This window comes from Sedimentitalea sp. XS_ASV28 (assembly GCF_041224545.1).
Lineage (GTDB): Bacteria > Pseudomonadota > Alphaproteobacteria > Rhodobacterales > Rhodobacteraceae > Sedimentitalea.
Genome location: NZ_JBGFGP010000141.1, coordinates 25,665 through 39,517, shown reverse-complemented (window position 1 = coordinate 39,517; position 13,853 = coordinate 25,665). Strand labels below are relative to the sequence as shown.

Here is a 13,853-nt window from a genome sequence, read left to right as displayed (position 1 = left end):
TATATCATTGTGAATTTTTCTTGTTTTTATTGGGTGTGTTTATTTGATTGTTTATATCGTTTCGCGATAGACCTGACGCTGCCTGAAATCAGAGATTTCAACGCGTTAGGTGATGCGGGATGTTTCAAGTCAATCGCGAAGCGCTTTTAGGTGGTTTTTGTCGTTTTGGGTCTGGTGTTTTTATTTTGTTTGATTTTTGAGTGATGTCGGAGCTTTTTTTGCGGGGTATGTGTGTCTGTGTCTGAGGTTGTGGGGATTGGAGTGATTGGTCTTGGCAAGATGGGGATATCTCATTTTGCGTTGGCGAATGCACATCCTCGTTCGGAGGTCATGATCTGTGACCGCGAGGGGTTTCAGCTTGATGTCCTGAAGAAATACGTGCCGAACCGTGTGTATACGGATGCGGTTACGATGATGGACGAGGCGCGTCCTGCGGGGATTGTCGTTGCGACGCCGTCGCGGCTGCATGGCGAGATCGTGCGCAGTGCGCTTGAGCGTGGCATTCACGTATTTTGCGAGAAGCCGTTCTGTCTGGACTGGAACGAGTCCTTTGAGCTGGCGGATCTTGCGGAGCAGCGGGGCCTGGTGAACCAGGTGGGGTATCATTACCGTCACGTTGGGGCGTTCCAGGAGATGAAGCGGATCGTGGAGTCCGGCGCGCTCGGTACGATCACGCATGTTCTGGCGGAAGCGTATGGTCCGGTGATCCTGCAGCCCAAGCGGGCGACGTGGCGGGGCCGCAAGAGCGAGGGGGGTGGCTGTCTTTACGATTATGCGGCGCATCCGCTGAACCTTTTGAACTGGCTTTTCGGGGTGCCTGTGCAGGCCCGCGGATCGGTTCTGAATTCGATTTTTTCGGCCGAGATCGACGACGAGGTTTATTCCACGCTGACGTTTTCGAACGGTGTGACGGCGCAGCTGGCGGCGAACTGGTCTGATGAGAGCCACCGCAAGATGTCGACCCGGATCACGATGATCGGGACGAATGGCCGGCTTTTTGCCGACCGGCAGGAATGTCAGCTTTACCTGCGTGCGGCGCGCGGGGAGCTGCCGGGGTACGAGAAGGGCTGGAACGTGCGTTACACGACGGAGCTGAGCCGGTTGCCGTGGTTCTACCTTCGGGGCGAGGAATATTCCAACCAGATGGACGCGTTCATCACGGCGGTTGCGACGGGGACGCCCGGTGCTCCGGAATACGGTTTCCGCGTTGCGGCGGAGACGGATCGCACGATTTCGATGATCCTGGACGATCATGCGGGGGTTGCGAGCGTGTCCCCGAAGCCGGCGGCGCGCAAGCGCGGCTGGTTTTCGCGCTGAGGAGGACGACATGGACAGGCTGCTTTTCGGCGACAACCAGTTTTTCGGCATCAACCACATGTCCGAGGAGAAGGCGCGGGCGCAGGCGATGCGGTTTCAGGACCTGGATGCGATCCTCGAGGTTCTGCAGGCCGCGACGCAAGAGGGTATCGGGACCTTCATGTGCACGACGCATGACCGGGTGGGCGAGATCTGCAAGGTGGTGAAGGCGGAGCCGGAGCGGTTTCCGGGTTTCACCTTTTATCCGTGCATGCCCTATGCGCATAAATACGCGAATGCGGTGACCGATCACGGGATGATCGGCGCGGTGACGCATTTCATGCCGGAGGACGGGTTCCTGAAATCGGCCCTGACCGGTGGCAAGGCGCTGGCGGGCAAGGATATCGAGGGGATCGTGAAGATCCTGATCGATGCGGAGATGAAGATGTTTTCGGGGTTGCCGACGCCGGTGATCTTTTTCCAGAACGTCTTTGTCGATCTTCTGCTGGGCATGGGGATGCATGGCGTGTTCCGCATCTTCCACGATCACGTGGTCGAGAAGTACCGGGCCGAGCCGGCCTTCATCACGATGAACATGCCGGCCCTTCTGGACGCGCTGGAAGGTGTGGGGATCAGCAATCCGATCATCTGTTCGAACATCAACAAGCTGGGGTTCCGGATGTGTGGCGGGTTCGAGGCCTATGAGGATACGATGCGCAACCGCGAGGTGCGCGCGGTTGCGATGTCGGTCTTTGCGTCGGGTGCGTTGCCGCCGGACGAGGCGATCGACTGGGTCTGCGGGTTGCCGAACCTGCATTCCATTGTCTTCGGGGCGTCGAGCCGGCGCAATATCCGGTCGACCCGGGAACTGGTCGACCGTTACTGGCGCGTGCCGGAACCGGCACATGGGTGAAGAGAACGAGATGACAAGACCTGTGGCGCGCACGAGGGGGAGCTATCCCCGGGTGAAGGTTCTCAATGCCGAGGTCGACGACCTGGGGATGGACGAGCTGGTCGAGGATTTCGACCGGGGGTTCCTGCTGACCCTGCATGTCGACATGCTGATGAAGCTGCAGAAGGACCGGGAATTCTACGACATTCTCGACCGGTTCGACATCATCACATGCGACAGCCAGATCCTGTATTTCGCGACGAAGTTCCTGGGCACGCCGGTGAAGGAGCGGTTGTCGGGGTCGGATTTTTTCCCGAGATACTACCACAAGCATGCGAACAATCCGGATATCCGGATTTTCCTGTGCGGCGGCAAGGAGGGGATTGCCGAGATCGCGGCGGAAAAGATCAACGCCCGTGTGGGGCGGGAGATCATTGTCGGAACCTACGCGCCGCCCTTTGATTTCGAGACCCGCGCGGGCGGTGTCGAGGAGATCGTGGATCGTGTGAACGCGTCGGGTGCGACGGTGTTGCTGGTCGGGCTGGGCGGTGGCCGGCAGGAGAAATTCATCGTGAAATATCACGAGCGTTTCCCGAACGTCCATTCCTACCTGCCGCTGGGGGGCACCATCGATTACGAGGCGGGGACGTTCAAGCGCCCTCCGGCCTGGGTGACCGACTGGGGATTCGAGTGGTTCTACCGCCTGTGCAAGGAGCCGGTGGCGCGGTTTCACCGCTATGTGATTCACGAGCCGCCCGCGCTCTATCACCTGCTGCGTCAGCGGCTGGGGCTCTACCGGGATCCGTTCGCGCAGGAGTGAGCGGTCACAGCCCGGCCAGCCTGAGCCGGAAGCGGGGGATGTCCTCGTAGCGTCCGATGGCCAGCCGGGACAGGGCATAGGGGTCGGCGCCGGGCAGGGCGAGGGCATTGTCCAGGGCGGTGGCCGAGGCAAAGCCCATGTCGGCGACCAGGGCGCGCAGGTCGGCGGTGTGATTGCCGTTGGGATAGGCGAAGTGCCGGATCGGCTGGCCGGTCCAGTCCTGCAGCAGGCTGCGGTTGCGCGCGAGGCTGCGGCGCACCTGCGCGAGCGGGATCTGGTCCAGCAGGTTGTGACAGTGGCTGTGCGCGGCGATCGTCACCTGGGGCAGGGCGGCCAGGGCCTGCAATTGCGCGCGGGTCATCGGCCCCAGGTCGGGGCCCGGCAGGTCGGGGGCCAGGGCCTGGATGCGGTCGGCCAGCTCTTCGCGCGCCTGCGGGCTCGCCCTTTTCAGCGCGTCATGCAGGTCGGACTGCACCTGCCAGCGCGCCGCCCCGGTGCCCTGCAGGGTCCAGCGGCCGACGTCCCCGAGGTCGATCTCCAGCCGTCCGGGTCCGCGGCAGGCATTCATCACGCGGTCGAACCAGTAGGGTTTGCCGGTTTCGATCTGGCCGGTTGCGATATAGAGGGTGACGGGGATCGGGTCGTCCTGCAGCAGGGGCAGCAGGTGGTGGTAGAGCCCCCGATCGCCGTCATCGAAGGTCAGCACCGCGCGAGGCCGGTCGCCGCCGGCGCGCAGCGCCGTGTCGAGGGGGACGATCTCGTAGGTCTTGCGCAGTTCCTGCACCTGGGCGCGGAAATCCCGCACCCGCAGGGCGGTCCAGGCATCCGGCCCGCCCCGGTCCGCACCCAGCGTGTGATAGCACAGGATGGTCAGCGGCCGTTTGGCCAGCGCCCTGCGATGCAGCAGGCGATAGGGCCATGGCCGGCTCATGGCGGCTTTTGCGAGTCTGCGGATCACGGGTCTGTTCCGAAGAAGAGGGCCTTGAGCCTGGCGGCCTCGGTCTCGGCGCTGTGCCTGTCGCGGGCGCGGCGCTGACCGGCGATGCCCATCTCGTCGAGCCGCCCGGGGCCGGCGGTTATGCTGTCGTCCATTGCCGCCGCGAGGCTGTCCACGTCCCCGGCGGGGACCAGCCAGCCGGTCTCGCCGGGTTTGACCAGTTCGGGAATGCCGGCGACATAGGTGGAGATCACCGCGCGGCGCATGGCCATGGCTTCCATGATCACCACCGGCAGGCCTTCGATGAAGCTGGGTTGCACGAGGACATGGCAGTGCCTGATTTCCTCGCGCACCTGTTGCGAGCTGATCCATCCGGTGATGGTGACGGCCCCTGTCAGGCCGAGGTCGGCGATCCGCGCCTCGATCCGGGGCCTGAGCTCGCCATCGCCGGCCAGCACCAGCCGTGCGCGGGGATGCGTGCGGACCACCCGGGCGAAGGCGTCGAGCAGGATCAGGTGCGCCTTTTCCGGGGAGAGGCGCCCGATGCACAGGAAGACGGGGCTGTCGGGCAGGGGCGGGGTGTCGGCGGCGAAGAAATCCGCGGTGAGGCCGCAATGCACGACCTTGACCTTTGGCCAGTCTTCGGGGGGCAGTTCGCGCAGCAGTTGCGCGCGGGAGAAGGCGCTGATCGCGACGGCGAATTCGGCCCCTGCGACCTTGCGCGCGAAATGCAGGGCCCTGGCGTGATCGACCTCGTCCATGCCATGCACGGTAAAGGAGTATCCGGGCCCGCCCAGCAGGTGGATGAGCAGGGCGATTTCGGCGGGGTTGGTGCCGAAATGGGCATGCAGGTGGGTGACCGGGACGGGTTCGGCCTGCAGCCAGGCCTGTATCCGGCAGGCATGGGCCAGGTAGACCAGGTGGAAGGGCCAGGGGCGCAGCCCGTGGCGGGACATGGCCAGCGCCGCCCTGAGGGCGGTGAAGAACGGTTTTGGCTGGCGGATCATGGTTTTCAGGGCCGACAGGGCGAGGGCGCCGACACCGTCCTTCAGGGTGTGCCGGGTGCGGTGTGTCTCGGCGATGTCCTGTTCGTCGACCAGGTCGGCATCCCAGCCGCGCAGGGCAAAGCGCAGCACGTCGACGCCCTGCGCCTCGAGCGCGAGGATCTCGCGCCGGATGAAGGAATGGCTGACCTTGGGGTAATTGTTGGTCAGGTAGGCGACACGCGGTCTGGGCATGTGGGGGGGTCCCGTTTCAGGCATTGTGCCGGGCATCCTGCTCTCCCAGCATGTCGGTCATATGTGTCATGCGCTTGCGGAACTCGTCGGGGAAATTGTGCTGTCTGGCGAAGGCCAGCGCCTTTTCGGACCGGCGGTGGATTTCGGGGCGGTCCTTGTCGATCATGCCGATGGTCTGCGCGATTCTTGCCGGGTTTCCCAGGGGGGAGGTCCATCCTGCCGCGCTTTCGGCGCAGAGCGCGGCCCACATGTCGTTGTCATATCCCGCCACCGTCAGCCCGCATCCCATGTTCTCGACATAGGTGCAGGAAGGGTCGGACTGGCGGTGGCAGCACAGGTAGATATCCGCGTGTTTGCGCATGTAGGGCACCAGTTCGGTTTCGAAATCCAGAGGGTCGTGCAGGGTGACCGTTTCTTCCAGCCCGGCGGCGGCGATGTCCCGTGCGATCCGGCCGGACAGGCTGCCGGTTCCGAAGATGTTGAGGTGGAACCGTGTTCCGGCATCGCGCAGGGCCCGGGCGATCGGCACGAGATCCTGGGCGCCTTTCATGTTTTCCAGGCGCCCCGAATAGACCAGCCGCAGCGGGCGCCCGGAGAGCAGGTGATCCTTGCGGGCGGCCATTTCGCCGTCGGTCGCGAACAGCGCGGGTTCCATGCGGTTGTCGAGGTAGAGCAGGGGGTTGCGGTTCATCCTGCCATAGAGCTCATGGGCCGGGTAGCCATTGGCCTGCAACCCGTCGGCGGCGCGCACGAACCGTCTGAGCCGGACCTCCTGGCGCATCAGCCAGGCCATGGAATAGAGGCGGCGCAGGACGCTGCGGTGCCGGTCGAGCCAGGCCGCCTGCAGCCGGGTTTTCAGGGTGTATTCCAGCACCAGGGTCAGCTTGCTGCCGGCGGTCCGGGTCATCCTGTCGGCGATCCCGAAATTGCGGGCGTCGTCGGCGCTGCAATAGATCATGTCATACCCGGCCAGGTGCCGGGCCTCGATTTCCGCGTCCCCGGGCAGGACGGTCAGGCCGAAGCCGGTGTCCCCGGTGATCTCGGTCGCGCCGAAGGGGATGTCGGTTGCGCCTTCGCGCAGGATGCAGTCGATCGGGCCGGGCCAGTAGCGGCAGTGAAGGTGCATGCCCTCGACGAACTTGCCATCCAGCACATATCCGGTTGCGGTGCGCAGGACCGGGGCGGGGGCGATCATCAGGAGCCTGGTCTGTTTTTGCAAGGTGCGGGCCTTCCCTCGGGATGCGGACAGGGTCTTTCGTCTGCCGGAGCGGGCGTGCCGCCTGTCGGAGCGTTCCGGAGGCGGCCCGGGCGGGTCCCGACCGTCGGCTTGTGTCGGGGTCCGTCAGATCGGGGGTCAGATTCCCATGCGCATCAGGCGCGCATAGATCCGGCGATAGATCGCCGGCGGCAGCCAGTCTCCGAGGATCTCGTGGCGGCGCGATTGCCAGTCCTTCTGGTCCACCGAGTCCGGGCGCGGCTTGAAGATGGTGGAATGTTCCTTGCGCGCGGGGTTCCAGGTCGCGGTGTAGTAATAGAGCGCGATGGACTGGCGGGGTTCGCCGTTGGGGTGGTTGACCTTTTCGGGGTTGCCGTGGAACGTGTTGGAGCCGGTCGAGAAGCAGCACATGCGGTTGAAGATGGGCACGAATTTCTCGACCTGCGCGCTCATGTCGTTTTCCCAGATCTCGAAGGAGCCGCCCCAGTCCTCCTGCCAGTCGTCATTGAGATAGATCAGCACGTTGAGGCGCCGTTCCAGGTTCATGTGCTTGTGCAGGTTGAAATCCGCGTGGATGTCCAGGTGTCCGCCATTGCCGACCCGGTGGACACCGGCGCCGATGTAATAGGGATCGGGGATCAGGCCCTTGATGCCGGTCATCTCTTCGAGGAAGAGCAGGAAGGGGCGGGCATTGAAGGCATGGAACAGGTCGCGCGAATAGGTGGGCAGGCGTTCCGGGTTGTACTGGGTCTTGAGGTTTTCCTGGGCGCGTTCGAAGGTCTGGCCGTTTTCGTCCGTCTGCAGCGTGGCGAGATCGGCCTGCACCCTGCGCAGGACCTGCTCGGGCAGGAAATTGTCGATGCAGATATGGTTGTAGGGTTCGGCGGACTGATAGGCTTCTGCAAAGGGTCTGGCGGCGGCGCGGGCCGCGTCCGTGTCAATGCTGAGACGGTCGGGGTCGATCTGGTAAATGGTCATCTTGTCTCATCTCCTTCGTCAAAACGTATCCTGGCGGATGGTGTCCCGGTCTGCGGGTCCGGATGCGAGGATCGTTCCGGTAAAAATCATATGGTGTTCTGCTGTACTCGGCGATATGTCATTTCGTTGTCCGCACGGGGTCGAAATCATGTCCCTGCGGTCTTTTCCGGCGCGTGGCGTCCGGGGCAATATGCTTCGTGAGGCGTTTGCCCGGCAAGGGCCAAATGCGGGAAATCGGCATGACAGGATGTCGCCGGGTGCGGCGGTTTCCCTGTCCTGCCTCCGGTATCAACCGGCCGTGTTCCGTTCGGGTATCCGGTGCGTGTGCCGTCCGCCAGGGGGCGATCCCGGCAGGCAAAACAAGGTGTTGCGTCTGAAGCCGGGGCCGGCCGCGCCCGGCCTGATGCAGTATGTCGCCCTTGCAAGCGATACGGGACTGAAACAAACTGCGGCCACAATTAACCGGTAACTGTCACGCGATCCGCCGCGACGTGACTTTCAGTGCAAGGAATTTTTATGAAAAACGGACGTTGGCTCATCGTGGATCTCGACGGTACGTTGTTGCGCAGCGACATGCTGCTTGAATCGTTCTGGAATGTCCTGTCGCACGATGCGCGCGTTGCCACCGGCGCGGCGTTCCGGCTGGCCACGGGGCAGAGCCGGGCGGCGGAAAAGGACGTTCTGGCCCAGCATGCGCAGATCGATATCGCGCGCCTGCCATATAACGCGGATGTTCTGGAACTGGTTGCGCAGCGGCGGGAAGCGGGCGACCGGGTGGCGCTGGTGACGGCGTCGAACATACGGTTCGCGCAGGCGATTGCCGATCACCTGGGATGTTTTGACGAGGTGCACGGGTCCGACGAGTCGCACAATCTCAAGAGCAGCCGCAAGGCGGCGTTCCTGATCGAGCGCTTTGGCGAGGGCAATTTCGACTATGCCGGGGATTCCTTTGCCGACCTGCCGGTCTGGGCGGTGTCCGGCGAGGCGGTGACCGTGGGGGCGCCGCCCGCCCTGCGCGAGCAGGCCGGACAGGCCGCGGGCCAGGCGCAGCACCTGGACCGGCCGGCGCCGGTGTCGGAGTCCCGGCTGCCGCCGTGGTTGCGGGCGGTCCGCCCGCATCAATGGCTCAAGAACGTGCTGGTCTTCCTGCCGGTCCTGACCGCGCATGTGGGCGATCCCATGATCTGGCTGATGTCGGTGCTCGCCTTTGTCACCATGTCGATGGTCGCCTCCAGCGTCTACCTGTTCAACGATCTGCTGGACCTGTCCTCGGACCGGGCGCATGCGCGCAAGTACCGCCGCCCGCTGGCGTCGGGGGACATGGACCTGTGGCATGCCACGATCCTGGCGCCGGTGCTGTTTTTTGGAGGGCTGCTGATTTCGGTGCTGTTGATGCCGGTGGTCTACACGGCGGTGCTTCTGGGGTATTTCCTGCTGACGATGGCGTATTCGCTGTTTCTCAAGCGCAAGCTGATCGTGGATATCTGCCTGTTGGCGGGGCTTTACACCATCCGGGTCGTGGCCGGGGCCGCCGCGACCGGCATTGCCCTGTCGCCCTGGCTGCTGGCCCTGTCGGCCTTCCTGTTCCTGTCGCTGGCCGCAGTCAAGCGGCAGGCCGAACTGGTCAGCGACGATGCGCTCGGGCGCGAAGGCGCGTCGGGGCGGGCCTATCTGACCAGCGACATGCCCATCCTGTCGGGCATGGCGCTGACGGCCGGCTACAACGCGGTGCTGGTGGTTGCGCTCTATATCAGCTCGCCGGCGGTCAGCGCGCTCTACAAGAGCCCCTACCTCTTGTGGGGCATCTGTCCGATCCTGCTCTACTGGATCAGCCGGACGGTGATGATCACCCATCGCGGCTACATGGATGACGATCCGGTCATCTTCGCGATCAAGGACGGGATCAGCCGCTGGTGCGGTCTGGCGATCATCCTCATTGGCGTGGCGAGCGCGCTATGGTGAGCGGGCCCGGTTCGGCGACGCCGCAGTTTCGCAGCATCACCCGGCTGGCGCTGCGCTATGCGGGGTTTGCCGTGCTGGCCACGCTGCTCAACCTGGGCGTTCAGCGGCTGGTTCTGGCGCTCACCGGGGGAACGGCGGGCTTCGTGCTGGCGGTGGGTCTTGGCACGCTGGCGGGGCTGTTCCTGAAATACGTGCTCGACAAGAAATGGATTTTCTACGACCGCCAGACCACGGGCGCGACGGCACAGGGGCGGCAGTTTTCGATCTACCTGCTGATGGGGGTGGTCACGACCCTGATCTTCTGGGGCACCGAGACCGCGTTCTGGCTGATCTGGCAGACGGACATGATGCGCGAACTGGGGGCGGTCCTGGGATTGAGCGTGGGCTATGTCGTCAAGTACAACCTCGACCGGCGGTTCGTGTTCCCGCAAGTGGCGCCGGCGACATGAGACCGCAATCCCCGATACCGGAACTCCTGAGCGGGTGGGGGCGTTACCCCGTTGCCCCCTGCCGGATCGACAGGCCGCGCGATGCCGCGGCGCTGCGGGCGATCCTGGCCCGTGACGGGCCGGCGCTGATCGCGCGCGGCATGGGGCGCTCCTATGGCGACAGCGCCATCAACCCCGGCGGTGTCATCGACATGCGCCGCCTCGATCACATGCTGGATTTCGATGCGGCGCGGGGCGTGCTGACGGTCGAGGCCGGGGTGGTGCTGGGCGATGTCATCGCGGCGTTCCTGCCGCGCGGCTGGTTTCCGCCGGTCACCCCGGGCACCAAGTTCGTCACCATCGGCGGCATGATCGCCGCCGATGTGCATGGCAAGAACCATCACCGCGACGGCTCGTTCGGCAATTTCGTCGAATGGATCGACCTGATGGGTGCCGACGGGCAGCTCACCCGCTGTTCGCGGGCCGAGAACCCGGCGCTGTTTGCCCATACCGTTGGCGGCATGGGGCTGACCGGGATCATCCTGCGCGCGGCGTTCCGGCTGCGGCGGGTGCAGAGCGCCTGGATCCGGCAGGAGACGATCCCCTGCGGCAACCTGGATGCGGTGATGCGGGCTTTCGAACGGGCGCAGGCGGCGACATATTCCGTTGCCTGGATCGATTGCCTGGCCACGGGGAGCGACCTGGGGCGCTCGATCCTGATGCTGGGCGAGCATGCCGGGCGCGGCGAGGTGCCCGATGGCAGCCGCCCCTTCGAGACCCCGCACCGTGCCCGCCGCCGGGTGCCGCTGGATGCGCCGTCCTGGGCGCTCAACCGTCTGAGCGTGCGGGCCTTCAACGCGCTCTACTACCGGCAGGGCGCGCGCCGGGCGGGCCTGTCCATCGTCGACTGGGACAGTTATTTCTACCCGCTCGACGCGATCCTCGAATGGAACCGGATCTATGGCCGGCCCGGCTTTGCCCAGTTCCAGTGCGTCCTCCCGCCGGAGCGGGCGCGGGCGGGGCTGACCGCGCTGCTGCAGGCCATATCGGGGGCCGGGAAGGGATCGTTCCTGGCGGTGCTGAAACGGCTCGGGCCGCAGGAGAGCGCCTTTTCCTTCCCGATGGACGGCTACACGCTGGCGCTCGATTTCCCGGTCAATGCGGCGGTGCTCGCCTTGCTCGAGACGCTGGACGGGATTACCCTGGCGCATGGCGGGCGTTTCTACCTGGCAAAGGATGCGCGGATGCGGGCCGGCACACAGGCGCGGGCCGATGCGCGCACCGCCGCCATGACGTCCTTTCGCGACACCCACCGGATGCGGACGCGCTTTGCATCGCAGCAATCGACAAGGCTTGGATTATGACAGACGCACGCATTCTGGTGCTTGGGGCCGGTTCGGATATCGGCCAGGCCATCGCCCGGCGCTTTGCCCGGGCCGGGTTCGATGTGCAGCTGGCGGCGCGCGATGCCGGGCAGGTCCGGGCGGCGGCGCGGGACATCGCGTTGCGCCATGATGTGCAGGTGAGCTGTCATGACATGGATGTCACCGACCTGGCGGGGGCCGAGGCGTTTTTCGACAGCCTGCCCGCGCGCCCGACGCTGATCGTGTCGGTGGTGGGCTGGATGGGGGTGCAGGACGAGGTCGCGCGGGATGCGGGCCAGGTCGAGCGCAGCATCGCCACCAACCTGACCGGGCCGGCCTGGGCGCTGGAGGTCGGCGCCCGGCACCTGGCGGAGTCGGGCGGGGAGACCGGGATCATCGGGGTGAGTTCGGTGGCCGGAGACCGGGGGCGGGCCGCCAATTACTGGTATGGCGCGGCCAAGGCCGGGTTCACCGCGTTCCTCTCGGGCCTGCGCCAGAAATACGCCGGCAGCCGGTTGCACGTGATGACGGTCAAGCCCGGCTTCGTGGCCACCCGGATGACCGAGGGCATGGATTTGCCGGCGCGGCTGACCGCGCAGCCCGAAGAGGTGGGCGAGAAGATTTACAGGGGCTGGGAGAAAAGGCGGAATACCCTTTATGTCAAAAGCATCTGGTGGCTGGTGATGACGATCATCACCGCGCTGCCGGAAACCCTCTTCAAACGCACCACGTTCTGACCCCGAAACCCGTAGGTGATCCATTGCTTGCCCGTCTGCGCCATACCTGCTCCACCGCCCTGCTTGTCCTGCTCTCGGCCTGCGGTCTGACCCGATGCGCGCCCGATCCCCTGCCGGATGCGGAGATCGAGGCGCTTTATGCGCAGCCGCTGGCGCCGCCGGAGGGGCCGCTGTCGGTCTACCATATCGGCCATTCCCTGGTGGGCCGGGACATGCCCGCGATGCTGGCCCAGCTGGCGGGTGCCGGTCACCGTTATGAAAGCCAGCTCGGATGGGGGGCGCCGCTTGCCGCCCATTGGGAGCCCGAGATGGAGGTCAACGGGTTCGAGGTCGAGAATGCGCATCCGCGCTATCGCGATGCCCGCGAGGCGGTGGACAGCGGCGACTATGACGCCGTGATCCTGACCGAAGCGGTCGAGATCCGGGACATGATCAAGTACAATCACAGCTGGGATTACCTGGCCCGCTGGGCCAGGGCGGCCTGGGCGGCCAATCCGCGGGCCCGGGTCTATCTCTACGAGACATGGCACCCCATCGATGACCCCGAGGGCTGGCTGTTCCGCCTCGATCGCGACCTGGGCACCTACTGGGAGGGGGAGATCCTCGATCGTGCCCTCAACGCGGACGGGGTGGATCGCCCGATCTATGTCATTCCGGGGGGGCAGGTCATGGCGCGGCTGGCGCGCGCGCTCGAGGCGTCGGGCGGCGTCGAGGGGCTGCGCAGCTACAGGGATCTCTTCCTGGACAACATCCATTTCAACGACCTGGGCGCCTACCTGATCGCGCTCACCCATTACGCCGTTCTCTATCAGCGCGACCCCGCCGGCCTGCCCCGTGCGCTTCTCAGGGCGGACGGAACCCCGGCACAGGCGCCCGGTCCCGAGGCGGCCGCGCTCATGCAGCAGGTGGTCTGGGAGGTCGTGACCGCTTATCCCCGCACAATGGTACAGGCCGAATGACAGACATGCCCGGACATATCCTTCTGACCGGCGGTGCCGGGTTCATCGGCTCGCATACCTATGTGGCGCTCTGCGAAGCGGGCCATGAGGTCACCATTCTCGACAATTTCCAGAACGCACAGCGCGATGTGCCCGCGCGCCTGTCGCGCCTGACGGGGCGGGACACCCCGGTGCTCGACATCGACATCAGCGATGCCGCCGCGGTCCGGGCGGCGTTCCGGGCGCATGATTTCGATGCGGTGGTGCATTTCGCGGCGCTCAAATCGGTGCCCGACAGCGAGGCCAACCCGGTCGAGTATTATCGCATCAATTGTTCGGGCCTGGTCAACATCACCCATGCGATGCGCGAAACCGGGGTCAACGCGATGGTGTTTTCCTCCTCCGCGGCGGTTTACGGCGCGGCCCGTCATATGCCGCTGACCGAGGACACGCCAACCGCGCCGACAAGCACCTACGGGGCGACCAAGCTGTTCGGCGAGGATTTCCTGGCCCGCATCGCCAGGGCGCATCCGGATTTCAGGACCGGCATATTGCGCTATTTCAACCCTGTGGGCGCGCATGGGTCGGGGCTGATCGGCGAAGACCCGTCGCAGGTTCCGGGCAACCTGGTGCCGGTCATCGCCCGTGTCGCGCGGGGCGAGATCGCGCAGCTCACGATTTTCGGCGATGATTATCCGACCCCTGACGGCACCTGTATCCGCGATTACATCCACGTGCTCGACCTGGCGCAGGGTCATGTGCTCAGTCTCGATGCGCTGTTGAACCGGGGCGAGAGTCACCTGGTCAATCTGGGCACCGGCCGGGGCAGTTCGGTGCTGGAGGTGCTGGGGGCTTATGGCGATGTGCTGGGGCGGGAGCTGCCGCACCGGATCGTCGGGCGGCGTCCCGGCGATCCGCCGGTCTCCTATGCCGAGACCGCGCGGGCGCGGGATGTGCTGGGCTTTGAGGCGCGTTATGGCCTGCGCGAGATGTGCGCAAGCAATTGGGCGTTTTTCAACCGTTAACGCGTTATGTAAAAAACATGAA

The 13,853-nt window shown here is 65.0% G+C and carries 13 protein-coding genes; 9 read left to right on the top strand and 4 right to left on the bottom strand.

The window, feature by feature from the left end; translation table 11 throughout:
- Positions 1 to 231 precede the first annotated feature (231 nt).
- Genes AB9K34_RS13200 through AB9K34_RS13190 form a run of 3 tightly spaced genes read left to right on the top strand, consistent with a single transcriptional unit; the run spans position 232 to position 3,008 of the window.
- Complete coding sequence (locus AB9K34_RS13200; RefSeq protein ID WP_369954896.1) at positions 232 to 1,317, top strand: Gfo/Idh/MocA family protein; 1,086 nt, start codon at positions 232 to 234, stop codon at positions 1,315 to 1,317.
- Positions 1,318 to 1,327: 10 nt separating this feature from the next.
- Positions 1,328 to 2,209 (top strand): hypothetical protein, encoded by an 882-nt coding sequence (locus tag AB9K34_RS13195; protein WP_369954895.1) that lies wholly within the window; start codon positions 1,328 to 1,330, stop codon positions 2,207 to 2,209.
- Positions 2,210 to 2,219: 10 nt separating this feature from the next.
- Positions 2,220 to 3,008 carry a WecB/TagA/CpsF family glycosyltransferase gene (locus AB9K34_RS13190; protein WP_369954894.1) on the top strand — a complete coding sequence of 263 codons (789 nt, stop codon included), beginning with the start codon at positions 2,220 to 2,222 and terminating at the stop codon, positions 3,006 to 3,008.
- A gap of 4 nt (positions 3,009 to 3,012) precedes the next feature.
- Here the strand turns inward: AB9K34_RS13190 and AB9K34_RS13185 are convergent, their stop codons facing one another.
- From AB9K34_RS13185 to AB9K34_RS13170, 4 genes are all read right to left on the bottom strand, one after another.
- On the bottom strand, positions 3,013 to 3,966 hold the full coding sequence (locus AB9K34_RS13185; RefSeq protein ID WP_369954893.1) for a polysaccharide deacetylase family protein: 954 nt from the start codon (positions 3,964 to 3,966) through the stop codon (positions 3,013 to 3,015).
- On the bottom strand, positions 3,963 to 5,183 hold the full coding sequence (locus AB9K34_RS13180; protein WP_369954892.1) for a glycosyltransferase family 4 protein: 1,221 nt from the start codon (positions 5,181 to 5,183) through the stop codon (positions 3,963 to 3,965). The genes AB9K34_RS13185 and AB9K34_RS13180 overlap by 4 nt, the downstream gene beginning before the upstream one ends.
- Positions 5,184 to 5,199: 16 nt before the next feature.
- Positions 5,200 to 6,402 (bottom strand): glycosyltransferase, encoded by a 1,203-nt coding sequence (locus AB9K34_RS13175; protein WP_369954891.1) that lies wholly within the window; start codon positions 6,400 to 6,402, stop codon positions 5,200 to 5,202.
- Positions 6,403 to 6,537: 135 nt separating this feature from the next.
- A complete protein-coding gene (locus AB9K34_RS13170) occupies positions 6,538 to 7,377 on the bottom strand; it encodes a 2OG-Fe(II) oxygenase (RefSeq protein WP_369954890.1) in 840 nt (279 codons plus the stop codon).
- 516 nt (positions 7,378 to 7,893) lie between these two features.
- On the opposite strand from AB9K34_RS13170, the gene AB9K34_RS13165 reads away from it, so the two are divergent.
- The 6 genes from AB9K34_RS13165 to galE are packed head-to-tail and all read left to right on the top strand — an operon-like array spanning position 7,894 to position 13,831.
- Entirely contained in the window at positions 7,894 to 9,339 is a 1,446-nt protein-coding gene (locus tag AB9K34_RS13165) for a UbiA family prenyltransferase (protein WP_369954889.1), read from the top strand.
- The gene (locus tag AB9K34_RS13160; RefSeq protein WP_369954888.1) at positions 9,333 to 9,788 is read left to right on the top strand and encodes a GtrA family protein; all 456 of its coding nucleotides are present in this window, start codon (positions 9,333 to 9,335) and stop codon (positions 9,786 to 9,788) included. Before AB9K34_RS13165 ends, AB9K34_RS13160 begins: the two co-directional genes overlap by 7 nt.
- Entirely contained in the window at positions 9,785 to 11,131 is a 1,347-nt protein-coding gene (locus AB9K34_RS13155; RefSeq protein WP_369954887.1) for an FAD-dependent oxidoreductase, read from the top strand. Before AB9K34_RS13160 ends, AB9K34_RS13155 begins: the two co-directional genes overlap by 4 nt.
- Complete coding sequence (locus AB9K34_RS13150) at positions 11,128 to 11,868, top strand: SDR family oxidoreductase (protein WP_369954886.1); 741 nt, start codon at positions 11,128 to 11,130, stop codon at positions 11,866 to 11,868. The genes AB9K34_RS13155 and AB9K34_RS13150 overlap by 4 nt, the downstream gene beginning before the upstream one ends.
- A 23-nt stretch (positions 11,869 to 11,891) precedes the next feature.
- Positions 11,892 to 12,827 (top strand): hypothetical protein, encoded by a 936-nt coding sequence (locus AB9K34_RS13145; protein ID WP_369954885.1) that lies wholly within the window; start codon positions 11,892 to 11,894, stop codon positions 12,825 to 12,827.
- Positions 12,824 to 13,831: a UDP-glucose 4-epimerase GalE gene (gene galE, locus AB9K34_RS13140; protein WP_369954884.1), complete on the top strand. Its 1,008-nt coding sequence runs from the start codon at positions 12,824 to 12,826 to the stop codon at positions 13,829 to 13,831. Before AB9K34_RS13145 ends, galE begins: the two co-directional genes overlap by 4 nt.
- Positions 13,832 to 13,853 lie beyond the last annotated feature (22 nt).

Coding starts and splice junctions, on each gene's coding strand:
- AB9K34_RS13195 (WP_369954895.1), top strand. CDS start 1,328: ATGGACAGGCTGCTTTTCGGCGACAACCAGTTTTTCGGCATCAACCAC.
- AB9K34_RS13190 (WP_369954894.1), top strand. CDS start 2,220: ATGACAAGACCTGTGGCGCGCACGAGGGGGAGCTATCCCCGGGTGAAG.
- AB9K34_RS13180 (WP_369954892.1), bottom strand. CDS start 5,183: ATGCCCAGACCGCGTGTCGCCTACCTGACCAACAATTACCCCAAGGTC.
- AB9K34_RS13170 (WP_369954890.1), bottom strand. CDS start 7,377: ATGACCATTTACCAGATCGACCCCGACCGTCTCAGCATTGACACGGAC.
- AB9K34_RS13165 (WP_369954889.1), top strand. CDS start 7,894: ATGAAAAACGGACGTTGGCTCATCGTGGATCTCGACGGTACGTTGTTG.
- AB9K34_RS13160 (WP_369954888.1), top strand. CDS start 9,333: ATGGTGAGCGGGCCCGGTTCGGCGACGCCGCAGTTTCGCAGCATCACC.
- AB9K34_RS13155 (WP_369954887.1), top strand. CDS start 9,785: ATGAGACCGCAATCCCCGATACCGGAACTCCTGAGCGGGTGGGGGCGT.
- AB9K34_RS13150 (WP_369954886.1), top strand. CDS start 11,128: ATGACAGACGCACGCATTCTGGTGCTTGGGGCCGGTTCGGATATCGGC.
- galE (WP_369954884.1), top strand. CDS start 12,824: ATGACAGACATGCCCGGACATATCCTTCTGACCGGCGGTGCCGGGTTC.